Here is a 26,059-nt window from a genome sequence, read left to right as displayed (position 1 = left end):
CCGGCAATCCTCAGATCCCCGTGAACTACCGGGGCTAGCGGAGCACGCGGGCGAAAGTGGCGAACTAAGGACGGCTTGCCTTGTTGGCGAGTGGCACAGTTGTGGTCAGCGCGGCGGGCTTGGCTTAGCAAGATTCGCCCTGGGTTTCGTGGAGACCGTGTTCAGTTGAATTTCCACCAGGGTCTTGTCGCCCTGGATCTGATCGTAGAACGTCTCCTCGAACTCCGCGGGTGGAACGTCGCCGAGGTAGCCGTGAAGGCGGGCGGTGTTGTGCCAATGGACACAACCGAGGGTTGCGAGCTCGACGTTCTCAACCGTTTTCCATGGGCCGCGGTGGGCAGGACCGCGGAGTAGCCATGCGCTTCTCTATAGCCGTGGTGGTGGAGAACGAGGTCACCTACCTCACGCTGCCCGTGCCCGCCGACGGGGTAGTGATCTGGGGCAAGGGATTCGACGTGGCGCGACTCGGGCGCTGGGCAGTGTTACAGGACGCGGAAGTGCACTACTGGGATGATCTCGATACACACGGCTTCGCGATCTTGCATCGACTCCGGGCCCACCTTCCGCAGACCCGGTCCTTCCTGATGGACGCGGAGACCCTGCACGCCCATCGCGACCGGTGGGGGCGGGAGAACGCCCCGACCAGCGCAGCACTCGGCCGGCTCTCAGCGAAGGAGGCCGCCGTCTATGACGACCTCGTCTCCGATCGCTTCGGCGACCAGGTCCGACTGGAGCAGGAGCGAATCAACTGGGCCTGGACGCTAGACCAGCTGCCCTACGACGGGCCCGGATGAGGAACACTGGTATTGGGATGCTGGTTATACTCGTATATCGACGGAAGAGGGGTCATGACGGCTAAACAACTCAACACGAAGCTGGACGACCAGACCATCGCCCGTCTGGACCATCTGGCGCGCGTCACCGGCAGGTCCAAGTCGTTCTATGCGAGCGAGTTCATCCGCAGCGGGCTCGACGAGATGGAGGACTGGTACCTGGCCCAACACCGTCTGGAGGAGTTCCGGCAGTCAGACGACTCCGCCATCCCATTGGGCCAGGTGGACTGGACCTGAAGTGGCGTATCTGGTCGAGGTCACGCCGCACGTCCAGAAGGTCATCACCAAGCTCGGTCGTCAGGACAAGACTGCGCAGCAGAGAATCAGGGCATTCCTCGAGGAGCGAATACATGGGTGCGAAGACCCCAGGTACCTCGGTAAGGCACTTCGTGGCGACCAACACCTCTGGCGGTACCGCGTGGGCGACTACCGGATCATTTGCTCGATCGAGGATCAACGGGTAACAGTCCTCGTCGTTGATGTTGCGCATCGGCGTGAGGTCTACCGATAAAGATCGACTGCCCGTGACCGTCCGGGGGCAGAGCTGAGACACTGGACTCGGCCCGGATCACGGGTCACTTGCTCTCGCGCGGTCATTCCTCATTCTCGGGTCGAGCGCGCGACCGTCTGAAGGATTCACGTGTCCTCTCTTGTGCCGTACTCGGACCGCCCGTGAACACCGTCAGCTGGCGTGAGAGCGGTGTAGACCGCACCGTCGGCTGGCGCTCCGAGAACGCCGCACCTGCGCCGACTGGAATCGTCGTTATCGCCGACGACATCTCCGCGGACAAGGCCCTCCGAATCGCGCAGAGAGGCTCGAGCCTGCTGTGGCGGGGGGATTTCCAGAACGCCCGGCAGCTCATGCGCGCCCTCGACCGTCGCCTCGAGAAGCGGGCGTCCCGGGCACCGCAGTCCACCGACCCCGGCGAAGTCTTCCTCGCCAACCGGAAGGCGCGCGCGGAGCGTGCGGCGATTCTGGGAAAAATCCTGATCCCCCTGCAGCCCGATTACTCGATCAGCCTGCGCCGAGCGCCCGACGCGCGCGAGGCCTGCGCTCACGCCTACGTGCAGCCGGTCGATCAGCCCGCCGAGGTGTCGAGCGATTCCGTCGGCGAGGAGACTCTCGTCTCGCTGCCCGAGCTCCTCGGCGTGATCAGCGCCTACGAGTGGCACCGCAAGGGCATCGAGGTCGGGGCCCTGGGAGCTCGGATCCATCCCGCCCACGGCGTCTTCGCCCCCACCCGCGACGAGTACATCGACCTGGTCGCCGAAACCCCCTGGCCGCAGGGCATCGACCACCCCGTCGTGTGGGACATCGGCACCGGGACCGGGGTGCTCGCTGCCGTCCTGGCCCGGCGCGGGGCCCGAGAGGTGGTGGCAACCGACATCAATCCCCGCGCCGTGCAGTGCGCCCAGGACAACATCAGTCGGCTGGGGCTGGCCCACCGCGTGGCGGTGATACAAGCCGACCTGTGGCCCTATGACGACGACGAGGCGGGCGACTCCGGGCGGGCCGACGTGGTGGTGTGCAATCCGCCCTGGATTCCCGGACGGCCGACCTCGGCCCTGGAGCAGGGGATCTACGACCCGGACTCCGACGTGTTGCACCGTTTCCTCAGCGGGCTCGCCGATCACCTCACGCCGCAGGGCGAAGGATGGCTGATCCTGTCCGACCTCGCCGAGCACTTGGGACTGCGCACCCGCGAGGAGCTGCTCGGCCGTATCGACGCGGCCGGGCTGACCGTGGTCGGGACCCTCGAGACCACACCGCGCCATTCCCGCGCCGCCGACAGCGCTGATCCGCTGCACGCGGCTCGCTCGAAGGAGCGCACGATCCTGTGGCGGGTGGCGGCGAGGCGGAGCACGTAGAGCAGCCGGCGACACCAAGCGGAGCCGTCGCGCCTAGTCGAGGCGGAGCACCTACCGGGGCCGGCGCCCGCCGAAGGCCCAGACGAGGGCGTGCACCGCGAGCAACGGGGCGATGAGCACCACCGCGCCCCAGCCCGTGGTGGCGACGGGCATCCAGTCGTCCCACGATGCGCGCATGGCGCCGAGGAAGTCCCCGCGCTCGGACTCAGCCGACTCTGGTGCATCGTGCCCGGCGTCGGCGTCCCGGGAGTCGGCGAAGAGCCCTGCCACGTCCGCACCGTCCGCCGTGACGTAGAAGTCGGCGGGCCGAGGGGACTGCGAAGCGGAGTGCATGCCCGGGATTCGACGCCGGGGTCGCGGCGGATTGGGTGCGGTGCCTGGCGGCAGGGGAAGACCTCGTCGTCGTCGCACCAACTGCGGCCACCACCGCATTTCCGGCACGTAGGCTGCGCGGCGCCCCGCACCCCACCCGAGGCCGAGGATGCGATCCCATGGACAGCGTGACGGACAGGTCGGTTCCCTCCGCGTCCGGAAGAAATCCGACCGACCACGACCGCGCACCGCTTCTCCCGCCCGGACCCCCGCTGCCCAGGGCGATCCAGGGCGTGGGCTTCGGCCTCGCCCGGCGCAGAGTGCTCCAGCGCCTGCAGGCGAGGTACGGCAACGCCGTCACCGTGCACCTGCCCATCTACGGGCGCGCGGTGATGATCTCCGACCCCGCGTTGGCCAAGGAGCTCTTCACCGCCCCGCAGCAGTCGCTGACCAACGTCGACTCCAATCTGGGCAGGGTCCTGGGGGAGCAGTCGATGTTCGCGCTCGAGGGCACCGACCACCGTCGGCGCCGCAAGCTGCTCACCCCGCCTCTGCACGGCAGGCGCATCCAGGGCTACGAGGCGGTCGTGGAGGAGGAGACCCGGCGCGAACTCGACTCGTGGGTCGTGGGCCGCCCGTTCGCCTCCATGCCGTCGATGACCCGCATCACGCTGGACATCATCATCCGGACGGTGTTCGGCGCGCGGGACGACGAGCTCGTCACGCTGCGCCGCGTCATCCCGCCCATGGTGGAGGCCGGCTCGGCGGTGGTCATCACCCCGGAACTGCCGGTGCGCGTGGGCGCTGTGGGCGTGGGGTCGGTGGGCCCGCGCGGTCGGTTCGCCCGCTACAAGACGGTGTACGACGACGCGATCACCGCGCTCATCGCCCGGGGCCGCCGCGACGACCGACTCGACGAGCGCGACGACATCCTGGCGATGATGCTGCAGAGCACCTACGACGACGGCTCGTCCATGACGGACGAGGAGATCCGCGACGAGCTCACCGCACTGCTCGTGGCGGGACACGAGACCACCGCGACGACGCTCGCCTGGGCGCTGGAGCGGCTCAGCCGGAACCCCGCTGTGCTGAACGAGCTGGTCTCCGAGGTCGACGCCGGGGGGACCGACTACAGGCACGCGACAATCCTGGAGGTGCAGCGCAGCCGGCCGGTCATCGACCTCGCCGGACGCAACGTGCAGGCTCCGCACCTCGACCTGGGCCCGTGGCGAATCCCGCGCGGGTACAACGTGATGGTTGCGATCTCGCTGCTGCACGACGACAGCGTGCACTTCGCCGAGCCCGAGCGCTTCGACCCGACCCGCTTCCTCGACACCACACCACCGCCGGCCTGGCTGCCGTTCGGCGGCGGGACCCGGCGATGTATCGGCGCGGCGTTCGCGACGATGGAGATGGACGTCGTGTTGCGCACCCTGCTGAGCATGTACGAGATCGTCCCGACGACCGAGCGGGACGAGAAGTGGCACTCCCGCGGCGTCGCGTTCGCGCCTCACCGAGGAGGGAGGGTCACCGTCCGGCGTCGGTGACCCGGTGGCATCGTTGGCGGTCATCGCGTCGGATTCACGCACGTGACGGACGCCGGGTGAGCGATGATGGGAGCGGCGATCCGACCACGGATGACCACCAGTGACGACGAGGTGTACACATGGCCACGAACACTTCACCAGGTGCGACAATTCGCGCCGCGGACGGACATCAAAGCCCCGGCGAACCCACCCTCACCGGGCTGGCCTTCCAGGACAGCGGGTTCGACGGCCAGTTCCTCCGCGTACTGGACACCATCGCGTCGGGCGGAGCCGACATCGGCGAGGCCTTCATCACCGCTCGCAGAATCCCCGACGGGGACAGAGACGCCTGGAACCTCGAGTGGAACGCGCTCGGCGAACGGATTCTCGGGGAAGCGGAGAAGAGTCTCGCCTCCGGTCACCGGGTGAGCGCGCGTGAGGGGTTCCTCCGTGCGGCAACGTACTTCCGTATCTCCGGGGTCTTCATGTACGCGCCTCCGATGGATCCACGGTTCGTCGCGGCGAACGCTCGTCAACGGGATGCCTTCCGCCGGGCGATCGAGCTGATGGATCATCCCTTCGAGCAGGTCGCGATCCCGTACGAGTGGACCGAACTCGACGGCTACGTCGCGACCCCGCCCGGCCCGGGACCGTTCCCCACGGTGATCCTGGTCGGCGGATACGACGGCACGATGGAGGAGACGTACGTCGCCGGCGGTGTCGCGGCGTTGCGGCGCGGCTACGCCGTCCTCATGATGGACGGCCCGGGCCAGGGCGCGGCACTGGTCGAACGCGACCTGCACTTCCGACACGACTGGGAGGTGGTCGTCACCGCTCAGGTCGACTGGCTGGTCGCCCGCCCCGAGGTCGACGCCTCCCGGATAGCCGCACTGGGCCGCAGCTGGGGCGGCCACCTCGCGCCCCGCGCCGCCACAGCAGAGCACCGCCTCGCCGCCGTGATCGCCGACGCCCCGCAGTACGCCCCGGGAGCCAACGCCTCTCTGCTCCTCCCGGCGGAATACCGCGGCGACCTGGACACCGGGGACGTCGACGAGCAGCTCAACGAGGTGGTCCGCGCCGGGATGGCGCAGTCACCGGGGCTGAACTTCTCCGTGGGGAGAGGGATGCTCACGCACGGATGCGCGACCCCGGTCGACTACATGCGCGAACTGAGGTCGTTCACACTAAACGGCCTCGCGGACCGCATCGACTGTCCCGTGCTGCTGACCATCGGCCAGAACGACCCGCGCATCGTCGACGCGCAGAGTCTCTTCGACGCCCTCACAGCGCCCAAGACGATGATCGAGTTCACCAACGCCGAAGGTGCCGGTGAACACGACGAAGCGGGGGCGGCAGCGCTGTTCAGCCAGCGCGCGTTCGACTGGCTCGACACGGTGCTCGGCCGGTAGGGCCGCCGGTCGAAATCACCGATCCCGTACCTCGAAGTGGCGATCGCCACAGCAAACAGGGTTGCCGGCTACGCCCCTGCGTCTGAGACGGGGTTCCTCGCCTCGCCTCTGGTGCAGGGCGCGGTCTGTAGTCCGAGAGTTGGCAACGCCTGATCGGTCTCAACGTGATCTCACACGGCTCACTTGCATCCTTCGTTCTGGGGCCTTCAGTTCCCACGGGCGGCCGGTAACCTGTAGCTATGACGAGCACCGCCCCGACTCCCGAATCGCTCGCAATGCGCGAGCTGATCGAGGCGCGTGATGACGAGTTCCGTGCGCTCCTGGCGAAGTACGCGGCTACTAGACCAAGGCTGTTCGGTTCGGTCGCGCGTGGCACCGCGCAGGCGGGAAGCGACATCGACATCCTGGTGGAAATGGACCCGTCTGACGGCAATCTCTTGATGCGCGCCTCCGGTCTGTTAGAGGAAGTCCGTGCGCTATTCGGCCGCGACGATATCGACGTCTTCCCGTCGCAACTACTTAAGCGAGCGATCTCAGAGTCGGCGCTCCGGGACAGCGTCGCGTTATGAGTCGCGAGTCCGATCAGCGGATCGACGACATCCTGCGGGCCATCAATCGATGCCAGCGGTACGTACGCAGACTGGACAACCATGACATCGACCTCGTCCTCATGGCCGAGGATGCAATCGAACGGAACTTGCAGATCATCGGTGAGGCTGCGAACCATCTCTCGGCCGGGATCACAGATGCACACCCAGAGATCGCCTGGCCGCAGATCCGAGGGTTCCGCAACATCCTCGTTCACCAGTATTTCGGTGTTGAGGCTGACATTGTGCGAGACGTCGTGAAGACACACCTACCGCCTCTTGCCGAAGCGCTGAGTCAACACCAGCGTGGTCCTGAATCGAACTCCACGGTGTGACGGAACGCCTCTCGCGGGGTGCTGCCCGCACCGACCGCCCAGACAGTTGTGTCCGGCCGCCCTCCTAGACTGGCTGCACGACCCCTGCCGACCGCTGACCCGAGGAGACCGTGTGGACTACGCGGCGATCGACGCGCTGCGCGAACGACATCCCGCGTGGCGGATGCTCCGCGCCACCCACGCGCCGCTGCTGCTGTCGTTTCTCGGCCGGTTCTTCGTGGAGGAGGGACACGGTGCCAGCCCGGAGGGGGAGATCATCGACGCCCTCGACGACGAGCTCTACAAGCTCAATGCGGAGAATCCCGAGAACCCGCGGTTCAAGCGGGACGCAGCCGACTATCTGGCCGAATGGGCGTCCACCGACTCAGGATTTCTCCGTCGCTTCTATCCGCTCGGTACCGATGAGATCCACTACGACGCGACACCCGCGTTGGAAAAGGCCTACTCGTGGGTCCAGAGCCTGCACGCGCGGCCCTTCGTCGGCACCGAGTCGCGACTGCAGACCGCGATCGAACTACTCCGCCAGATCGCCCAGGGCACCGAGGTCGACCCCGCGATACGGCTCGCCGAGTTGCAGCGGCGCAAGCAGGAGATCCAGCGGGAGATCGAGCAGATCGAGGCCGACCCGGAAGCCGGACTGCTCGACATGACCGCCGTGCGCGACCGCTACCAGCAGTTCTCCTCCACCGCTCGCGAGCTCCTCGCCGACTTCCGCGAGGTCGAGGAGAACTTCCGCGCACTGGACCGCTCGGCTCGCGAACGCATAGCCACATGGGAGGGCAGCAAGGGGGACCTGCTGGAGGAGCTGGTCAGCGGGCGCAGTCGCATCGACTCCTCCGATCAGGGGCGCAGTTTTCAGGCGTTCTACGACATGCTCCTGTCCTCATCCGGCCAGGAGGAACTCTCCGCCCTGCTCGAGCGGCTCACCGCGATCGACGAACTGAAGGCGGACCGCAGCATCCGCACCGTCCACCACGGGTGGGCCGAGGCCGCCGAGCGCACCCAGCTGACCGTCCGTCAGATCTCCGAGCAGCTCCGCCGGTTCACCGACGACCAGATCTGGCTGGAGAACCGCCGCGTCCTCGACCTGGTCCGCGAGATCGAGGGGACCGCGTTGGCGCTGCGACAAGGCACACCCCCGGACTTCGGTCTCGAGTTGGAGCAGGCCGGCGTGGAGGTGTCGCTGCCCACCGAACGACCGCTGCACAGTGTGCGGCCCGCGTCCGAGGTGGACAGTCTCCTGCCACCGTCCGAGCAGGAGCATGTCGACACCTCCGTGTTGGCCGAGCAGGTGATCGTGGACCCCGCCCGCCTCGCCGCCAGGTTGCGCAACCTCGTCCCCGAACGCGGTACGGCATTGCTCGAGGACGTCGTCACCATGTACCCCGTCGAGCACGGCGCCGCGGAACTCGTGGGCTACCTCGCCCTGGACACCGACGACATCGAGGTGACCACCGACCAGCAGGAGGAGACGGTGATCGAGTACGAGGAGGCCGGCCGGTCGATGCGGGCCCGGATGCCGCGCGTCGTGGTGAGGCGCCGGTGAGCCCGGAGGAGAGGGCGGTCGCGACCAGCGCCATCCGCCTCATGCAGGGCGTCGTCTATCAGGAGTCGGACGCGTGGGAGGACCTCCTCCGCCACCGTGGCGCCGTCCGCGACCACTTCGCCGTGATCGGGCTCGACGTGGTGATCGACGACGACGAGGGCTACGCCTACCTGCGCACCAGCGAGCCGGAGGACGGTGACGAACCGCTCCCGCGGGTGATCAGACGCCGCGCGCTCACCTACGCCGACAGTCTCCTGTTGGTGCTGCTGCGCAAGCGGATGGTGGAGTTCGAGTCCGCCGGCGACCAGGGCCAGCTGGTGCTCACCCAGGACGAGATCATCGAGATGATTCAGCTCTTCCTCGCCCGCAGCACCGACGAGGCCCGAGTGCTCAAGCAGGTCGACACGTCCATCAACCGCCTGGTGTCCATGGGATTCCTGCGCCAGCTCAAGGGCCGGCGGGACACCTGGGAGGTGCGCCGGATCCTCAAGGCCTACGTGGACGGTCAGACCCTGTCCGACTTCTCCGCCAAGCTTGCCGAGTACGCCGACGGGGGTGCCGACGATGAGTGAGGGCCTGTTCTCCTCCGTCGACCTCGCGCCGCAGGGGCGTCCCGGTTTCCGGCTGGTCCGGCTCGAAGTGCTCAACTGGGGGACCTTCGACAAGCGCGTCTGGCAACTGGAATCGGATGGGGAGACCCTGCTGCTCACCGGCGACATCGGCAGCGGCAAATCCACTCTGGTCGACGCGGTGAGCACCCTCATGCTCCCCTCGCACCGGATCGACTACAACAAGGCGGCCGGCGCCGCACGCAAGGAACGCACTCTGCGCTCCTACGTGGAAGGCCACCACAGGACCGAGCGCAACGAGTCCACCGGCAGTGTCCGACCGGTGGGGCTGCGGGACCGACGGTCGTATTCGGTGATCCTCGGCGTCTTTGCCAACCAGGGATACGACGACGAGGTGACCCTCGCCCAGGTCTTCCAGCAACAGGACGCCACAGGACAACCCTGGCGACGCTTCGTGACCGCGGACCGGGCGATGTCGATCGAGTCCGACTTCACCGACTTCGGATCCGACCTGGGCGACCTGCTCAAGCGGCTCCGCCGAGACGGTGCCACGGTGGAGAAGGACTTCCCGCCCTACGGTCGTGCCATGCGGCGCCTGCTGGGCATCCGGTCCGAACAGGCCATGGAACTGTTCCACCAGACCGTCTCGATGAAGGCCGTGGGCGATCTCAACGAGTTCGTCCGCACGCACATGCTCGAACCCGCGGACGCCTCCGAGCGGATCGAGGGGATCATCCGGCACTTCGAGGACCTCACCCGGTCCTACGATGCCGTCCAACGGGCCCGAGCCCAACTCGAGGCACTGGAACCACTGGTCGCCTCGATCAGCCGGTACGAGAGCGCGGTCGAGCGCCTGGACCGTCTCCACGAGGAACGTGTGGCGATCCGCCCCTACTTCGCCGAACTGCGGATCGAGCTGCGCCAGGCGGAGATCGAGCGGGTCCGCGCCGAGGTCACCACCATCGCCGCCCAGTTGGAGCAGGTGCGCTCCGAGTCGCAGGCCCTCGGGGCGGAGCGGGACCAGCTCCTCGCGGCCCGGGCCGAGGCGGGCGGTAGCCGCATCGGCGAGCTGGAACGCGCAGCCCGCGACGCGGGCGCGCAGGCCGAGGAGCGGAGAACAAGGCGAGAGCGGTTCGAGGACGCCGTCGCGAGGGCCGGCCTCGACCCGGTCGGCGACGCCGCCGGATTCGCGGACCTCGCCGTCCAGGTCGGTCGGGCGCAGGCAGAGATCGAGACGCAGATCGCCGAGCTCAAGGAGCGGTACGACGCGCTGGTCCTCGGGCACGGTGAGGAGAAAGCGCAGCTCCGCGAGGTGCAGGAAGAGCTGGACAGCCTCGCGACCCGCCGCAGCAACCTGCCGACCGAACAACTCCAGGTGCGGTCCGCCCTCTGCGCGGAACTCGGAGTGTCGGAAGAGGAGCTCCCGTTCGCCGGCGAGCTTTTGGACGTGTCCGAAGAACACGCGCAGTGGCGGGGAGCCGCCGAGCGCGTGCTGCGCGGATTCGCGGTGTCATTGTTGGTGCCGCAGCGGTACTACGCGGACGTCGCCGAATGGGTCAACGCCCGCCGGCTGACCGCCCGGCGCTCCGACGGTCGCGAGATGGGGGTCCGCCTGACCTACGAGCGGGTCCCGGAGCGGCACCTGCCCTTGCAGCGCCCCCATTCCGACGGACTGCTGCTCGCCGACACGGTGGAGATCGCCGACACACCGCTGCGCGGGTATCTGAGCAAGGAGTTGTTCGCCCGGGCGGACCATCTCTGCGCCACCACGGTGGAGGAGTTCCGGCACGCCGAGCGGGCGGTGACTCGCGAGGGCCAGGTGCGGTCCAGAAATCATCACGTCAAGGACGACCGGCGGTCCGCGGCCGATCCCCGCGGCTGGGTGCTGGGCTGGCGCAACGATCAGAAGATCGCCGCACTGGAGGAGCGGCGCGGCGACCTCACCCGTTCAGTGGAGCGGCTCGCCGCCCAACTCGAGTCGGTGTCGCGGGAGCAGAACGAGGTGGGGGAGCGGCGCACCGCGCTCTCGCGGGTGGCGGACTATCCCTCGTGGCGGGATCTCGACTGGGAGGACGCCCGGTCGCGGGCGGATGCCGCCGATGCCGAGCGTCGTCGCCTGCTCGAGGGCAGTAGTGAACTGGCCGAGATCGACCGACGCGTGGCCGAGGTCGACACACGAGTCGGCGAACTCAGCCAGACCAAGGACACTCTCGGCGAGGCGAAGGGCAGTGGAGAAAGCCGCATCGTCCAGGAGAGCAGTCAGATCGACCGCGACCGGCGCAGCCTCGACGAGCTGACGGCGGATATCCGTACGGCGGCGGCGGGCATCTACCCCAGACTCCGGTCACGACAGGGCCGCGCGGGGTCGACGACCGCGGATCAGGCCGAACTTCACGAACGACGACTGTCCGACGAGATCGACAAGGAGACCGGCCAGACCCAGCGCGAACTCAACGGCTACACCACCAGTCTGCAGCAGGGTATGGCGGAGATCCGGCGACGCTGGCCGGAGCAGACCACCGAGATGGACGCCTCTGTCGACGCGCGCGGGGAGTACATCCGCTTCCACGCGCAGGTGGCCCAGGACGATCTGCCGCGCTTCATCGCGGAGTTCGAGGAGCAGCTCAAGAAGAACGCCATCCGCGAACTCGCCGGCTTCCACAACTGGCTGCAGCGCCAGGCCGACGATATCCAACAGAAGATCGAGAAGATCAACGAGGCTCTCGGCGCGATCGACTTCAATCCCGGACGCTACGTGCGCCTGGATCGGGAGAACACGGTCAACCAGGATGTGCGGGAGTTCCGATCCGACCTGCGAGCGGTCACCGACGACACCCTCGGCGGCGACGACCGCTACTCCGAGCAGCGGTACCAGGAGGTGCGGGCGATCCTCGAGCGACTCCGCGGCCGGGAGGGCCACAGCGAGACCGACAAGACGTGGCGGGCGCGAGTCACGGACGTGCGCAACTGGTACACCTTCTCCGCCTCGGAGCGCGACCGCGAGACCGACGAGGAGTGGGAGCACTACCGCGATTCGGACGGCAAATCGGGCGGCCAGAAAGAGAAGCTCGCCTACACCATCCTCGCGGCGTCGCTGGCGTACCAGTTCGGCCTGGAGTGGGGCGCGGAGAAGGCCCGTGACTTCCGCTTCGCCGTGATCGACGAGGCGTTCGGCCGCGGCTCCGACGCCTCCACCCGGTACGCCCTCGAACTGTTCGCCAAGCTCGGCATCCAGCTGCTGATCGTCACACCCCTGCAGAAGGTGCACGTGATCGCACCATATGTGCGCTCCATCGGGTATGTGGACAATGTCGAGGGCAGGTACTCGAGGCTCGTCATGATGTCCACAGAGGAGTACCACCGCCAGCGTGGCGGAGCGTGATGGTCGCCGGCGCGCGGAAATGGGCCACACCGGAGACGGTCCGCGAGAAAGTGCACAGGCGGTGGGTCGACGGCACCCTTCTCCGTGCTTTCGCCCGCGGGGAGGCGCTCATTCCACTCGAGGTCCCACTGGGAGGTCCGAGAACGTCTGAGCTCGGTGAGCGCTTCGGCGAGGTGCAGGAGTGGATGGCCGCCCTCGAGGCCGGCAGTCGCGACGGCAGCCGATACACGCTGCGGTACACGGCGGTAGGCGGCCGGAAATTCGGACGCAATCAGATTCCCACGCACGCTCTGGTGACCCGGTTCGACCAGGCATGGGCACTGCTCGGAGTCCGGGCACAGGTCACCATCTTCGAACAGATGCTGGCAGCGGCCCCGGATGCTCCGGTGCGGGACTGGGTGCTCGCCAGACCCGTCGCGGCGCTCGACCATGCGCAGGTGTGGCCGCAGATCCTCGCGGCGTACCGCTGGCTCGATGACTCCCGCGGGTCGGGCAGGTACCTGCGGCAGATCGATGCCCCGGGAGTGGACACCAAGGTCGTCGAGAGTCACCGGACGGTGCTCGCAGGACTCCTCGGAGTCTCACGCAACGCCACCTCGTTCCTCCACGACCTGGGCCTGCGCACCAAGCCCGAGTACGTCCGGTTCCGCATGGCCGGCACCGTCGCACCGGTGTCGGTCACCGAACTGTCTCTTCGGCCGGAGGAACTCGACGGTCTCGGCATGTCCTTCACCACGGCCGTGATCGTGGAGAACGAGATCACCTACCTCACGCTGCCCCTCCCGGACGACGGCGTGTTGATCTGGGGGAAGGGGTTCGACGTGGCCCGCCTCGGCCGCTGGGACGCCCTGCGGGAGGCCGACGTGCACTACTGGGGCGACCTCGACACACACGGCTTCGCCATCCTCCATCGCCTGCGCACGCACCTGCCGCGGGTGCGGTCCTTCCTCATGGACCTCGAGACCCTCCACGCGCACCCTCAACGTTGGGGACAGGAGGCCTCACCCACCAGCGCGAGACTCGATCGACTGACGGCGGCGGAGGCGGCGGTCTACGACGACCTGGTCTCCGACCGCTTCGCCGAACGAGTGAGGCTGGAGCAGGAGCGGATCGACTGGGCCTGGGTTCTGGACCGGTTGCCCTACCGGACAGGTGGCACATGAACGCCACTCGATCGTGTGCACCACTGGTCGAAAACCCAACACCTCGTCGTCACTAGACACTCGCCTTCCTGACCGGCACATACGCGCGGCGCCGGTCGTTCCCGCTGCCGGTCGGTCGGAACCGTCCCGGTGTGCGAGGTGCCGGTAGCCTAAAAGCTATGGGTGTCGCTGCCACGAACGCCACATACGACCTGCCGGAAGAGCAGGCCGTGCTCGACGTGCTGCGTTCTTTCGGCGTACGGCGGGCTCGGCTGTTCGGAAGTGCGGCCCGCCGCGAGTTGACGCCCACGAGCGACATCGACCTGCTCGTCGAGATGGACGGTCCGGTCGACTACGGGGCGATATTCCGGCTGTCCGAGGCTCTGGAGAGGGTTGCGGGCCGACCATTCGACGTCCTCACGTCGATCAAGGCACAGTTCCGGCCGTTCGTGGAGCCTGAACTGGTCGAGCTCGCGTTATGAAATCCCCGATCCCGTACCCCGACATGGCGGTCGCCGCTGCTCAGAGGGCTGCCAGTTACGCCCCTGCGTCTGAGGTCGAGTTTCTCGCCTCGCCGATGGCTCAGGACGCGATCTGCATGCGGCTGCAAGAGGTGGGGGAGAACCTCTCCAAGATCCGTCGGCACTGTCCGGACTTTTACTCAGCTCACCAGTCCGAGGGTTGGCATCGCCTGATCGGCCTGCGCAACGTGATCTCACACGGCTACGCCGAAGTTGACCTGCGCGTTGTGTGGACGATCATCGATGTGCATCTGGGTCCCCTAGCCGAGGAGTTGAAGGCTCTGTTGGCCACGTCGTGACCCCGGGTCGCCGTCATGCCCCACAGGCGGTCGGTATGCGGCCCGGCCAGGCTTGATACGAAAGCAGAGTGATCCGCCAGGCTTACGAGAGTGGCCACCTCGTCGTCGTCATCTAGGACTTCGATTCGGAAGTGGGAGTTTACAACTCGCCCGTTTGACCACCCATATGAACGGCCAGTACAACACGCCCCTCCGGACGGCGGGGGTGGCTCGGCGGCTGGGGTGCAACAGTCTGCTGATGGGGGAGAATCGGTCTCATTGGTCATGCCAAGACGACCGATGTGGAATGGATTGGCCGGTCTCGTCAGCGCGACCGCCGACAGGGCCGTTGTTCAGATCGAGTCTTCGGCGCCGGGCTCGGCACAGAGCAGGAAATGCGCCACGATCAGCGGCGCGATGACGAACAGTGCGCCCCAGCCCGTTGTCGCCACGGGACCCAGTTGTCCCACCACAAGCCGGTGTCGCGAAGGTAGTTCGGTCTGTGCCAGCGCTGTGACAAGAACATGTCCGGTATTCGCCTGCTGCGGGTACTCCGAATGGGGACGGTGCGGTCGGGCTATCCCAGCGCAGCCCACTCACTCTTGGGTAGGTTGGTGATCCACCAGCCCGCGCCCCAACCCAGGAGGCAACCTCAGCGTGCAGATTCCCACCGCAGAATCGATGACCGGCGACGCGGATACGAGTCCGCAGACGACTCACGACCCCAACGAGACACGACGCGACCCTTCCAAGGGCTACGTGGCGCTACTCGGCTGGGCGCCGAACGCGGTCGACGCGGTGGATAGATTCGATCGCCGCTACGTCGTGGTGGCCCCGGAGTGGGCGGCGGACTACTGCAGGCAGCACAACATCCCGTTTGTCCCGTGGGACTTCGAGCGACTCAACGACCGGTCCATGGAGATCGCCGAGACGCTCAAGGACATGGGCGTCGACGTGGCGATCCCGCTGTTCGAGGAGACCGTCGAGTGGGCGGGCGCCATCAACTCCATGCTCATGGACAACCCGACGCTGTACGGCCAGTCGCTGCTGCTGCGGGACAAGGCGCTGATGAAGCGCCGCGCTCAGCTCGGCGGGATCCGCGTGGGGATCTTCGAGGAGGCCCACGAGCGCGACGACGTGATCCGCTTTCTCAAGCGCGTCAACCAGACGCTACTCAAGCTCGACGGCGACCCCAACGACCCGATCCACCTCAAGGCCTTCGACAAGGCCGGCTGCCTGGGGCACCGCGTCATCCGCACCCCGGACGAGGTCGACACGATCCCCGACGAGGAGTTCCCGGTCCTCATGGAGTCCCACCTCGACGGCTGGGAATTCGCGGTTGAGGCGTGGGTGCACAACGGCAAGATCGTGTTCCTCAACATCTCCGAGTACGTGACACTCGGGTACTCGGTGTTCGTGCCGGCCTCGCCGGAACTCGAGAAGTACCGGCCGGAGATCACGCGGCAGATCGAGAAGCTCATCAAGACCTTCGACATCAAGTTCGGGTTCGTTCACCCGGAGTACTTCGTCACCAGCGACGGCGAGATGTACTTCGGTGAGGTGGCCTACCGTCCGCCGGGGTTCAAGGTCTTCGAGCTGCTCGAGCGCGCCTACGGGTTCAACGCCTACCAGGGCCTGGTGCTCGCGTTCGACCCCAAGACCACAGAGGAGGAGATCACCGCGTTCTTCCCGCGCGAGGTGGTCGACGCCACCGGGCACGCGGGCTGCTTCGGTGTCTACCCGCGGCGACGTGTGGTCTCCACGCTCGAGATCCCGGAGGAGACCGAGGACCACGAGTACTTCGAGTCCCACGAGCTCACCGCACCCGTAGAGGAGACCGTCACCAAGCGGACCGCCTTCGGCACCCACTGGGGGCTGGTCTATTTCTTCGGCGACGACGCCTACGAGATGCGGACCCTCCTGGCACGCCAGGAGGAGCTCGACTTCTACGTGTGACGGGCCATCCGCTCCGACGACGTAGGTACGGTACCGGGGGCGGGCACCCTCGCCCGGAGATCTGGAGAGTGAACCCAAGTGGCTAACGATGAGCCCGACGCGACGCGAGTACTCGACAAGCGGGTGGCCTCTCTCGTCGACGCGACAAGGGCCCTCGCCGACGCCGGGGATGTGGGCAAGTCCACGCCGAAGCGGCGCGTGCTCGACGGCCTGCGCCTGGTCCTGCTCCAGGACGGTGGCGCGCGGGCCGTGCAGTCGATGGCACAGGAGCTCGAGTCCGCCGGACTGTACGAGGGGACGGACTGGGCGTCACCGAGCTCACTGGTCCCGGCGCTGAGCACCGGGTCGCTCCGCAGCCCCAACGCCGACACGGCGGTGATGGAGATCGTCAGCGACCTCCGCCTGGTGGCGGTGGCCAAGGGGGAGTACGCGCACCCCGACGTGTCGGCGGAGGAGGCTCTGCAGCACCTCAAGGAGGTCCTGGCCGCCAACGCCTCGCTGCTGTTCACCGCGGCCACCGAGGCGGAGCGGGTGCAGCAGGGCCGGATGGCCAAGGTGACCCGCACGTCGCTGACGCACATCGCCGAGTCGATCGGCTACGACACCGTCCTCGACCAGCTGGTCGAGGAGATCTGGCGGATCCTGCGGCAACGCCCGATCCAGGTCGACCACATCAAGGAGACCATCACCCAGATCGCCGTCGCGCGCCACGACCCCGAGGTGGACACCAGCACCGGCGGGTTCGGCGTCGACCGGCTGATCAGCTGCATCTACGGCACCACCGAGGCGAGCCGGGAAGACCCCGGGGTGGACATCTACCGCTCCCGCCTGGAGTCGATGGACGAGGGGGCCCTGCAGTACGAGGCCGCCGGCTTCGCGCGGTCGATGCACGACACGGGACTGGTCTCGGCGTACCACCCCGTCCTGCTGCGGTTCCTGCGCGAGAAGGGCAGCTTCCTGCTCAGCGAGGCGCTCGGGCTGTCGAGCACCGGCCGGGAGAGCCTGCTGTGCTTCCACGGACTCGTCGATGCGCTGATCGACGCGGCTGTTCACCCCGAGACCGCGCAGTCGGTCTACGGACTGGCGTTGCTGCTCGAGCGGGGGATCCTGTTCCAGCCGGCCGTCGCGCCCGCACTGTGGCGGCTGTTGGCCCTGCCCCTGTCGGACTACGCGAACGAGCGCCTCGCGCTGGCCTACGGCCCGGCCCACCCGGGGAGGATCTGGCTGCTGTCCGGGACGCTGTCCATGCTGGGCCAGCCGCTGGGCGTGGGGCAGGGCGACAACCCCACCTGCCAGTCCGCCCGCGCGCTGTCCATGTGGGCGTACAACGACCCCGACTACCTGCTGCAGACCATCGCCTGGGCGGCGCGGGACAACGAGGTGGTCATGCACTTCGAGGGCCGCCCACTGTCCTCCCGCGGCCTCGATGCGGGCCTTGCGGAGACGCTCCCCCTCGACCTGGACCCGGTCTCCCTGCTCGTCGTGCCGCACCTGGACCGGATCTACGCCGAGATGGGCCGGCTCTGCGCCGACCGCGAAGGCGACCCCCACCGCTGGGTCAACCCCGAGTTCCACGGCTGGTGGGCCGCGCGGGGATTCCGCATCAACGTGGACGTGGAGTCCGGCCGGCTGACCGGGCTCGAGGACTTCCTGCGGCACTTCTACGGCAGCTACCACCCGTTCCACAACGGCAACCAGCCGCTGATCCACCCTCAGCCCGCCGGCGTGGCCGTGACCGACAGCTCCGCGCGGTTCGTGGGCTGGCACGCCATCACGATCCTGCGGGTTGCGCTGGATCCGGACGAGACCATGCGCGTCTACTTCTTCAACCCCAACAACGACAGCGGCCAGGACTGGGGCAACGGCGTGGTGGTGAGCACCGCCGGCAACGGCGAGCGGTTCGGCGAGTCGTCGCTGCCGTTCGAGGAGTTTGCCTCGCGGCTCTACATCTTCCACTTCGACACCCTCGAGCCCGGCGAGACCGGGTCGGTGACGGCGGAGGAGATCGCCAGGGTGACGGACCTAATCCACCACAGCTGGGGCGCGGATCGGCTGCCGGAGATCTGAGCCTGGCTCGGCTCTGACGCGAGCCCCCTGGCGTCGGCCCTCTCTTCGCGAGCCCCCCGCGACGTGTGCGGCGTCTTCAGTCCATTCCGGGCGCGCGAGTCGCGGGAGGGCGTGCACTCGGAATGCGTACTTAAGAGAGGCAGAGGATCTGCGCGGCTGAGGGCGGCTGTGGCCCATCGGTAATGATTAGAGTCAAGCCGAAGGTAAGAGAGCATGTTCCTGCGTCCTAATTTGTGATACGTTTTCGGAGTGAAGGTCGTGATCTACGCCTCCGCGCGCCGACACGGCATCACAGACGCGGAGATCAGGGCCGTCCTCGAGCATCCGATCGTTCGATATCGACTAGCTCCACGCACGGGGCCTCAGGCGAAGTTGCTTCGTATGGTCGGAGACCCGGACGGCGGAGCTCTGATTGAGGTCGTGGTCGACCGGGTGGGCGGAGAGGAGCTACACGTGTTTCACGCGATGCTTCTGACCGCGGCAGTGGCGCGCGAAGTGCTCGAGGCCACCGGAGGGAACCTTGACTTGTCCGACGGCGTCAGCCGTAGTCAGAGGACGCAGCGGGAGAAACGATGAGCGAGACAGGTGATCGTGAAGCGCATTATGCGCGTCTCGCGGACGCCGTAGAGGCTGGCGAGTACGACGTGATCGATTCCCCGGCGGAAGTCCGCCCGGACTACCGTCACGGTCGGCCCCGGCGAGGGGATGCGGTCGAGGAGACCCGTCCGCTCGCTGTTCGACTCACTGAGTCCGATCGGCGCCGTCTGGCCGACTATGCCGACCGGACAGGGCAGCCGATGAGCGCCGTCATCCGAGCGGCCATCGATGAGTACCTCGGTAAGCACCCGGCCGCCTAGCGTGCTGCCGGAGATCTAAACCCGACGCGCCGCCCGCGGCGTACTCCGGCAGGGTGCGCGTCTCCACTTCGCCACGTCGGGCGGTGCCGATCCCGGTCATGCGTCGATTGTGCCCCACCGGCCCGCCCGCTCCAGTAATGGTGGTCACATCAGCAAGCCTGTCGAAGATCCTGCAGTACAGTGCGATGGTTCCCGTGCGCGCCGTCAGGCCTCGCCGGGCTTCCCACTTTGTTTCGCCCCGTAATGCCTAAGGATTCCCGTGACGACTGAGTCATCCGCCGCTGCCTTCTCTCCAGCCCAGCCCGACCCCGCCCTCGGCTCCGCGCCACTGCCCGCCGCCACCAAGCGGCTAATCGCGCTGCTCGTGGCCGCGGCGTTCGTGGTGATCCTCAACGAGACCATCATGTCGGTCGCGATCCCCGAGCTGATGGGGGAGTTCGCCGTCACCGCCGCCACCGCGCAGTGGCTCACCACGGCGTTCATGCTCACCATGGCCGTGGTCATCCCGTTCACCGGGTGGATGCTCATGCGATTGCCGCTGCGGACGGTGTTCATCATCGCCATGACCACCTTCACCCTCGGCACCCTGCTGGCCTCGCTCGCGCCGGTGTTCGTAATCCTGGTCGCCGGCCGGGTGGTGCAGGCCGTGGGCACCGCGATCATGATCCCGCTGCTCATGACCACCGTGCTCAACGTGGTGCCCGCGGACCGTCGCGGCCGCACCATGGGTGTGATCTCCATCGTGATCGCCGTGGCCCCGGCCATCGGCCCCACCGTCGGCGGCCTGGTGCTCGACGTGCTGAGCTGGCGCTGGATGTTCTGGTTCGTCCTGCCCATCGGCGTGCTCGCGCTGGTGGCCGGCGCCACGCTGATCCGCAACGTCACCGCCACCCGCGCGATCCCGCTCGACATCCTCTCCGGCGTGCTCTCGGCCGTCGGCTTCGCGGGCCTGATCTTCGGCCTGAGCTCCTTCGGTGAGGCCGCCAACGACAACGCGCTGGTGTCCCCGTGGGTGCCCGTGCTCGTGGGCGTGGCCGCGCTGTCGGTGTTCGTGTGGCGTCAGCTCGCGCTGAAGGACTACGCGCTTCTCGACGTGCGGGCCTTCACCTTCCGCACCTTCACCGTCAGCCTCTCGCTGATGCTGCTGTCCATGATGGCGCTGTTCGGCACCCTGATCCTGCTGCCGCTGTACATGCAGCAGGTCCTGGGCACCACCACCCTCGAGTCCGGCCTGGCGTTGCTGCCCGGCGGTCTGCTCATGGGTGTGCTCGGGTGGTTCGTGGGTCGGCTCTTCGACCGCATCGGCCCGCGCCCGCTGATCATCCCGGGCTCGATCCTGGCCGCCGCCGGCCTGTGGGGCATGTACGTCTCATTCTCCGCCGAGTCGTCGCTGGCGATCGTGGTGGTGTGGCACATGATCCTCAGCGTGGGCCTGGCGCTGCTGTTCTCGCCGCTGCTCACCTCGGCGCTCGGCTCGCTCCCGCCGCACCTGTACTCGCACGGCTCCGCGCTGCTCAACACGCTGCAGCAGGTCGCCGCGGCCGCCGGCACCGCCCTGTTCATCACGGTGATGACGCTGGGCATCGTGGCCGGGGCCGAGTCCGGTGAGGGTGACGTGGCCGCGCAGATGACCGGCGTCCACAACGCGCTGCTGGTGGGCGCGATCATCTCGCTGATCACCGTGGTGGGCGCGTGGTTCGTCCGCAACACCGCGCAGACCGAGGGGCCTGCGGTGGCGCCGATGGCCGAGGAGCCGGTCGCTTCGTAACCGTCCGGGCACCTCGGCAGCACCAGCCCGGGCGCCCCGGCCGGTCGACACCCTCGGCGGCGTCGAGTGCCCTATCGCGCGAGCACCATGAGCGCACTCCGTGTGCAGCAGGTACGCCGCCCGGTGCAGCGCGACGACCGTCTTGCCCGTCCCCGGGCCGCCGTCCACCACGAGTGCGCCCGAGGAGTCGGCGCGGATGATCGCGTCCTGGTCGGCCTGGATGGTGGCCAGCACGTCGTGCATCCGGCCGGTCCTCACCCGGCCGAGGCTCGCGACGAACGCCGATTGGTCGTCCGGGGCGGTGCGGGTGCCCACCTCGTCGTCGTCGTCAAGAACCTCGTCCCAGTAGTCGACGACGCGCCCGCCCGACCACCTGTACCTCCGCCGGTACGCCACGCCCATCGGCCGGGGGAGCGTCGCGGCGAAGAACGGCTCGGCGGCCGGCGAGCGCCAGTCCACCAGCAGGGGGGTGCCGGTCGGGTCGATCAGCCCGATGCGGCCCACGTAGACCGGATCGGCGCCCCCGGTGAAGGCGACGTGCCCGATGCACAGGTCCAACCCGAAGGGCCGCAGGGTGGTGAGTTCGGCGACGAGGCGGCGGATGTCCGCATCGCGGTCGATGGTCTGGGCGCCGGTACCGGCCGGGTCGCGGCGACGGGCGCCCAGGCGGGCCGACAGGTCGGCGACCCGCTGCGCGAGGCAGTCCGCGATCGCCGAGAACTGCTGTTCGTCGGCGGCGATCAGGGCCGGATCGGCCTTGCTCCGAAGGTGGTCGGGGAGAGCGAAAATGCTGGTCGGCAGGGGTGGCATCGCGCTAGTGTGCGCCCCCACCGGGGTCTTGCGGCAAGACCCCCACCAGCTATATCTTGAAAGGGGAACAGGGAACGTCGGCCCGACCCGAGGCTCCCGCCCTCGCGCCACAGTGACCCACGTCATATCCTCAGAGCGTGAAGGTTGATCTGACGGTCCTGGCCATCCCCGGTTTCATCGCGGCGATGGCGGCCGAATACGCATGGCAGTCCCGCAATCCGGCGGAAGGGGAGCGGGCCGGCGACTACGAGTTCGCCGACACCATGGCCAGCCTGTCGATGGGCGTGGGCAGTCTGGTGGCTCCGTACGTGGCGGACACGCTGCTCGCCCCCGTCACCCCGCGCACCGGCCGGTACGCCAAGGCGCTGATGGGCCTGTCCCTCGCGGCGGCGGCCGCAGCGACGGTGGGAGACGTGGTGCGGCGCACCCGGGCCACCGGTCTGCTCAGGGCGGGCGCGTTGCCGTCGAGGGTGTCGTCATCCCTTTCGAGTCGAGCACCCCTATCGAGCCAAACGTCCCTGTCAGGCCGGGCGATGGGGAACGACGACGACGAGGTCCTCACCTCCGACCCGGATCCCGTCCCCGGGGCCGCCCAGGTGCTGCCCGCGCTGCGACGCATCACCGGAGGGTCGGCGGTGACGTCGCTCGCCTCGGCGGTGGTGACGGTCTCGACGTTGTGGAGTGCGGAGACGGCCGGCAAGAAGCTCTTCCGACTCTCCCCGTTGGATCTGGGCACGGGGCCGCTCGCCTACGCGGTGGCGATCCTGGGGTGGGACTTCATCTACTACTGGAACCACCGCTTCGATCACGAGAGCCGCTGGCTGTGGGCCATGCACGTGGTGCACCACTCCAGCGAGCGCTACAACCTCTCCACCGCCCTGCGCCAGCCGGTCGCCGAGGCGTTGACGATCTACGTGCCGTACGGGCTGCTCTCGCTGCTGGGGGTGCGGCCGGCGCTCGTGCAGGACGCCCGCGCGATCAACCTGATCTACCAGTTCTGGGTCCACACCGAGGTGATCCGGTCGATCGGGCCGTTCGAGCGGGTGTTCAACTCGCCCGCCCACCACCGCGTGCACCACGGCAGCAACCGCGAGTACCTGGACCGGAATCACGGCAGCATCCTCATCCTGTGGGACCGCCTGTTCGGCACCTTCGAGCCCGAGGGGCAGAAGGTCGTCTACGGGCTGACCACCAACATCGATACGTTCAACCCGGCGCGGATCGCCTCTCACGAGTGGATCGCGATCGCCCGAGACGTGTTCCGATCCGAGACCTGGAAGGACCGGGTCGGCTACCTGGTGCGCGGGCCGGGGTGGGCCGGGGCGCGGCGGGCGTGACGCCGCTGACCTGGGGTGCCCTGCACGGACGGTCCAGGGCATCGCAGGTCAGCGAGCGGTCAGCCTAGCCCGCCACCAGGAACCAGGTTCCCAGTGCGCCCAAGGGTCACTGCCCGGTGATGACGACCCGGTTCCCGTCCGGATCGCTCAGCAGGAGGATCCGTGCGCTGCCACCCGGGACCGGGCCATCGTGGGCGATGCCGCTCGCGGTCAGCCGGGCCGCGGCGGCGTCGAGGTCGGTCTCGTCGAGGACGACGGTCGAGTGGCCTGCGCGCTCGGGCTCGGACCACACCTGTAGTCCGAAGGTGTCGCCCGGGTGCCATTCGATGAGGCCGGGCATGGGCCGCAGGTCGGGGGCGCGATCGAACAACAGGGAGTACCACTGCTCGGCGCGGGCGATATCGCTGACAGTGCACTGGGCGAGGATGCGACGGATCATAAGGCGCTCTTCCGACGGTGGAGTGCGCTCACCGTAACAGCTCGCGTCCCGTGCCAGCGTGAAGGCCGCCGCAGCGTAACGGGTCACCGGTAGGGTTCGATTTCGCGTGTAAGGCACCGCACCCGCACTGGTAAGGAGCGACATCGTGTTTCCCTCTGGCTCGATCGAGAATCCGCTGCGCTATCTCTTCGGCCCCGGGCCGGGTGAGGCGTCCTGTCTGGCCCTGACGCCCGAGTGCATGGGCCTGCTGCCGTATCTCGCCGCCCGGTTCGGCATGGGCTCCTGACGCACTGCGTCACGAGCGCGTCGCCCCGCCCGGCGACAACTAGAACCTGTTCTTGACACCCGTCAACCCCCGCGTATTCTCCTCAGGGTGACCACCCTCACCTCCTTCCCTCGTCTCCTGTCGCCCGGGCGTATCGGCCCCATGTCCACGGCCAACCGCATCGTCCTGCCGGCCATGGACATGAACGTCTCGGAGGACGGTGAGATCGAACAGCGGGAGATCGACCACTACGTCGCCCGCGCCGCCGGCGGTGCCGGGCTGATCATCACCGGCGCGTGCGCGGTCGCCTTCCCGCACGGCGCGGCGTCAATGAAGGAACCGGGGCTCTCGGACGACAGGTTCCTCCCCGGGCTCACGGCCCTGGCGGACGCCGTCCACGCCGCGGGGTCGAAATTGTGTGTGCAGTCCACGCATCACGGCAAGGTCGCGCGGGTGGACATCGCGAACGACCGGCCGGTGATCGCCCCCAGCGCGCCCGATTACGACTACGACTACTCCGCGTTGGCCGACAGCACCCCCGACGAGCTCGGCAGGATGGGCGCCGCCACCGGTGGCAAGAAGACGGTCTACCGGGAAATGACCGGCGAGGACATCGCCTGGCTCGTCTCCACCTGGGCCGATGCCGCCGACCGCATCGCCCGGTCCGGAGCGGACGCGATCGAGATCCACGTGGCGCACGGCTACATCCTCGGGGTGTTCCTCAACCGCCGCGACAACCAGCGCACCGATTCCTACGGCGGGTCGCTGACCAACCGGGCGCGACTCGCGTGCGAGGTCATCGCCGCGGTCAAGGAGCGGGTGGGGGACACGCTCGCGGTGTTGGTGCGGGTGTCCGGTGAGGAGTACGGCCAGGACGGCGGGTTGACGCTCGAGGAGGCCATCGAGGCCTCACGCATGTTCGAGCGCGCGGGCGCCGACGCCATCCATGTGACCGGGTGGGGCCGCAACCCCTTCGACAACTTCACCGACGGCCCCCTGCCGGACACCGTCGGCGCGTACCTGGACAACGCGGCTGCCATCAGGCAGGCCGTGTCGGTGCCGGTGATCGCGGTGGGCCGCATGCTGCCGGAGGTCGCGGAGAAGGCGATCGACGACGACAAGGTGGACTTCGCCGCCATGGGCCGGCAGTTGCTCGCCGATCCGGAGCTGCCCAACAAATTGGCCGCCGGCACACCCGAGCTGGTGCGACCGTGCATCAACTGCTACTTGTGCGTGGCCGAGAACTTCTTCGACGACACCCCCTTCTGCGCGGTCAATCCGGCGTTGGGCAACGAGACGCTGCTGCCGCTGACTCCGGCGCCGGCCCGAACCCACGTCGTGGTGGTGGGCGCGGGTCCGGCCGGGCTGGAGGCCGCCCGCGTGTTGGCCGAACGCGGTCACCGCGTGACGGTGGTGGACAAGTCCGACCGGCTCGGCGGCACGATGTGGTTCTCCAGCCTCACGACTCCGGACAACGAGCCGCTCATCCGCTGGTTCGCCGCCGAGATCGATCGCCTGGGCATCGACGTCCGGCTGAACACCGAGGCGACGCTGGACTCCCTCCGTTCCCTGCAGCCCGACTGGGTGGTGGTGGCCACCGGGGCCGTGCGGCCCGCGCCGCAGATCCCCGGCGGGGACCTGCCGCACGTGCACACCGGCGACTCGCTGCGGGCCACCATGCTGGGCACGGCCACCGCCGACGAGGCCGGGCTGGCGCTGCGGGTGATCGGGAGGCTCGGCCGCCTGTCGGGCATCACCAAGCGACCAGCGTGGATTCGTTGCCTGACCAGGATCGCGCTCCCGATGGGCAAGGACGTGGTGGTGATCGGCGGTTCGCTGGTCGGACTGGAACTGGCCGAGTTCTTGGCCGAGCGCGGTCGGCGCGTGACCCTGCTGCACGACGGTCAGCAGCTCGGACTGCCCCTGGCCATGCCGCGCCGGTGGACCGCCGTCCGCCACGCGCGCGAGCACGGGGTGGCGATCCACCGCCGGGTCACCGTCACCCGGATCACCGAGTCCGACGTGCAGTGGACCGACCGCAAGGGCAACGCCGCCTCGGCTCCGGCCGACATGGTGATCTATGCCGACGGCACCACTGCCTCCGCGCCCCTGGCCGACCAGCTGCGCGAGGCCGGCGTCGAGGTGGAGGTGATCGGCGACGCCGGAGAGGTGGGCTACATCCACGGCGCGATCCACTCGGCGTGGAAGGTCGCCACGGTCGGGTGAGCACGGTCGGGTGAGCACGGTCGGG

23 protein-coding genes and 2 pseudogenes are annotated in these 26,059 nt (G+C 68.1%); 21 read left to right on the top strand and 4 right to left on the bottom strand.

The features are described 5' to 3' along the window. Positions 1-204: 204 nt before the first annotated feature. Positions 205-377, bottom strand: a pseudogene (locus G6022_RS16795) (IS3 family transposase); the annotation flags it as partial. Between G6022_RS16795 and G6022_RS03865 the strand changes: the two are divergent. The 4 genes from G6022_RS03865 (at position 357) to G6022_RS03850 (ending at position 2,702) form a co-directional block, all read left to right on the top strand. Continuing rightward, positions 357-794 carry a DUF2220 domain-containing protein gene (locus G6022_RS03865; RefSeq protein ID WP_182609777.1) on the top strand — a complete coding sequence of 146 codons (438 nt, stop codon included), beginning with the start codon at positions 357-359 and terminating at the stop codon, positions 792-794. The pseudogene G6022_RS16795 and the gene G6022_RS03865 overlap by 21 nt on opposite strands. A gap of 54 nt (positions 795-848) precedes the next feature. After that, positions 849-1,070: a ribbon-helix-helix protein, CopG family gene (locus G6022_RS16790; RefSeq protein WP_182609776.1), complete on the top strand. Its 222-nt coding sequence runs from the start codon at positions 849-851 to the stop codon at positions 1,068-1,070. A gap of 1 nt (position 1,071) precedes the next feature. Then, on the top strand, positions 1,072-1,344 hold the full coding sequence (locus G6022_RS03855; protein ID WP_182609775.1) for a type II toxin-antitoxin system RelE/ParE family toxin: 273 nt from the start codon (positions 1,072-1,074) through the stop codon (positions 1,342-1,344). Positions 1,345-1,505: 161 nt separating this feature from the next. Then, positions 1,506-2,702: a class I SAM-dependent methyltransferase gene (locus G6022_RS03850; RefSeq protein ID WP_182638471.1), complete on the top strand. Its 1,197-nt coding sequence runs from the start codon at positions 1,506-1,508 to the stop codon at positions 2,700-2,702. A gap of 51 nt (positions 2,703-2,753) precedes the next feature. Here the strand turns inward: G6022_RS03850 and G6022_RS03845 are convergent, their stop codons facing one another. Continuing rightward, positions 2,754-3,035, bottom strand: coding sequence for a hypothetical protein (locus tag G6022_RS03845; RefSeq protein ID WP_182638470.1), 282 nt, complete (start codon positions 3,033-3,035; stop codon positions 2,754-2,756). A gap of 158 nt (positions 3,036-3,193) precedes the next feature. On the opposite strand from G6022_RS03845, the gene G6022_RS03840 reads away from it, so the two are divergent. The 14 genes from G6022_RS03840 to G6022_RS03770 all read left to right on the top strand — a co-directional run bounded on the left by G6022_RS03840 (position 3,194) and on the right by G6022_RS03770 (position 20,957). Then, entirely contained in the window at positions 3,194-4,561 is a 1,368-nt protein-coding gene (locus G6022_RS03840) for a cytochrome P450 (protein ID WP_241731039.1), read from the top strand. Positions 4,562-4,680: 119 nt separating this feature from the next. After that, positions 4,681-5,949 carry an alpha/beta fold hydrolase gene (locus G6022_RS03835; RefSeq protein WP_182609771.1) on the top strand — a complete coding sequence of 423 codons (1,269 nt, stop codon included), beginning with the start codon at positions 4,681-4,683 and terminating at the stop codon, positions 5,947-5,949. A gap of 239 nt (positions 5,950-6,188) precedes the next feature. Further along, entirely contained in the window at positions 6,189-6,518 is a 330-nt protein-coding gene (locus tag G6022_RS03830) for a nucleotidyltransferase domain-containing protein (RefSeq protein ID WP_179525747.1), read from the top strand. After that, a complete protein-coding gene (locus tag G6022_RS03825) occupies positions 6,515-6,871 on the top strand; it encodes a HepT-like ribonuclease domain-containing protein (protein ID WP_179525746.1) in 357 nt (118 codons plus the stop codon). Before G6022_RS03830 ends, G6022_RS03825 begins: the two co-directional genes overlap by 4 nt. Before the next feature lie 112 nt (positions 6,872-6,983). After that, positions 6,984-8,417: a DUF3375 domain-containing protein gene (locus G6022_RS03820; protein WP_179525745.1), complete on the top strand. Its 1,434-nt coding sequence runs from the start codon at positions 6,984-6,986 to the stop codon at positions 8,415-8,417. Next, positions 8,414-8,989, top strand: a complete 576-nt coding sequence (locus G6022_RS03815; RefSeq protein WP_259845141.1) for a DUF4194 domain-containing protein — start codon at positions 8,414-8,416, stop codon at positions 8,987-8,989. The genes G6022_RS03820 and G6022_RS03815 overlap by 4 nt, the downstream gene beginning before the upstream one ends. Further along, positions 8,982-12,368, top strand: coding sequence for an SbcC/MukB-like Walker B domain-containing protein (locus tag G6022_RS03810; protein WP_182638469.1), 3,387 nt, complete (start codon positions 8,982-8,984; stop codon positions 12,366-12,368). The genes G6022_RS03815 and G6022_RS03810 overlap by 8 nt, the downstream gene beginning before the upstream one ends. After that, positions 12,368-13,531, top strand: a complete 1,164-nt coding sequence (locus G6022_RS03805; RefSeq protein WP_182610910.1) for a Wadjet anti-phage system protein JetD domain-containing protein — start codon at positions 12,368-12,370, stop codon at positions 13,529-13,531. Before G6022_RS03810 ends, G6022_RS03805 begins: the two co-directional genes overlap by 1 nt. A gap of 158 nt (positions 13,532-13,689) precedes the next feature. Continuing rightward, positions 13,690-13,992: a nucleotidyltransferase domain-containing protein gene (locus G6022_RS03800; protein ID WP_182610911.1), complete on the top strand. Its 303-nt coding sequence runs from the start codon at positions 13,690-13,692 to the stop codon at positions 13,990-13,992. Positions 13,993-14,015: 23 nt separating this feature from the next. Further along, complete coding sequence (locus G6022_RS03795) at positions 14,016-14,330, top strand: DUF86 domain-containing protein (protein WP_182691019.1); 315 nt, start codon at positions 14,016-14,018, stop codon at positions 14,328-14,330. Positions 14,331-14,990: 660 nt separating this feature from the next. Beyond that, positions 14,991-16,265: an ATP-grasp domain-containing protein gene (locus G6022_RS03790; RefSeq protein WP_182610919.1), complete on the top strand. Its 1,275-nt coding sequence runs from the start codon at positions 14,991-14,993 to the stop codon at positions 16,263-16,265. Between the two features lie 78 nt (positions 16,266-16,343). Next, complete coding sequence (locus G6022_RS03785) at positions 16,344-18,332, top strand: hypothetical protein (protein ID WP_182638468.1); 1,989 nt, start codon at positions 16,344-16,346, stop codon at positions 18,330-18,332. A gap of 249 nt (positions 18,333-18,581) precedes the next feature. Then, positions 18,582-18,908 carry a hypothetical protein gene (locus G6022_RS03780; protein WP_182610914.1) on the top strand — a complete coding sequence of 109 codons (327 nt, stop codon included), beginning with the start codon at positions 18,582-18,584 and terminating at the stop codon, positions 18,906-18,908. Positions 18,909-19,448: 540 nt separating this feature from the next. Continuing rightward, a complete protein-coding gene (locus tag G6022_RS03770) occupies positions 19,449-20,957 on the top strand; it encodes a DHA2 family efflux MFS transporter permease subunit (RefSeq protein ID WP_182610916.1) in 1,509 nt (502 codons plus the stop codon). A gap of 96 nt (positions 20,958-21,053) precedes the next feature. Here the strand turns inward: G6022_RS03770 and G6022_RS16785 are convergent. Then, positions 21,054-21,767, bottom strand: a pseudogene (locus G6022_RS16785) (AAA family ATPase); the annotation flags it as partial. Between the two features lie 137 nt (positions 21,768-21,904). Here G6022_RS16785 and G6022_RS03760 point away from each other — a divergent pair. Further along, positions 21,905-23,104, top strand: a complete 1,200-nt coding sequence (locus G6022_RS03760) for a sterol desaturase family protein (RefSeq protein ID WP_182610917.1) — start codon at positions 21,905-21,907, stop codon at positions 23,102-23,104. A gap of 106 nt (positions 23,105-23,210) precedes the next feature. Here G6022_RS03760 and G6022_RS03755 read toward each other — a convergent pair whose 3' ends face one another. Then, positions 23,211-23,543, bottom strand: a complete 333-nt coding sequence (locus G6022_RS03755) for a VOC family protein (protein WP_182610918.1) — start codon at positions 23,541-23,543, stop codon at positions 23,211-23,213. A gap of 145 nt (positions 23,544-23,688) precedes the next feature. Between G6022_RS03755 and G6022_RS03750 the strand changes: the two genes are divergently transcribed. Both G6022_RS03750 and G6022_RS03745 read left to right on the top strand, forming a co-directional pair. Then, a complete protein-coding gene (locus tag G6022_RS03750; RefSeq protein WP_179525730.1) occupies positions 23,689-23,829 on the top strand; it encodes a hypothetical protein in 141 nt (46 codons plus the stop codon). Between the two features lie 87 nt (positions 23,830-23,916). Next, complete coding sequence (locus G6022_RS03745; RefSeq protein WP_347237799.1) at positions 23,917-26,034, top strand: NAD(P)/FAD-dependent oxidoreductase; 2,118 nt, start codon at positions 23,917-23,919, stop codon at positions 26,032-26,034. The last annotated feature ends 25 nt before the right edge of the window (positions 26,035-26,059 follow it).

Origin of the sequence: Dietzia sp. Cai40, assembly GCF_014145165.1 — a bacterium.
Lineage (GTDB): Bacteria > Actinomycetota > Actinomycetes > Mycobacteriales > Mycobacteriaceae > Dietzia > Dietzia natronolimnaea.
The sequence above is the reverse complement of the archived record's forward strand: the minus strand, read 5'-3'. Positions and strand labels throughout refer to the sequence as shown.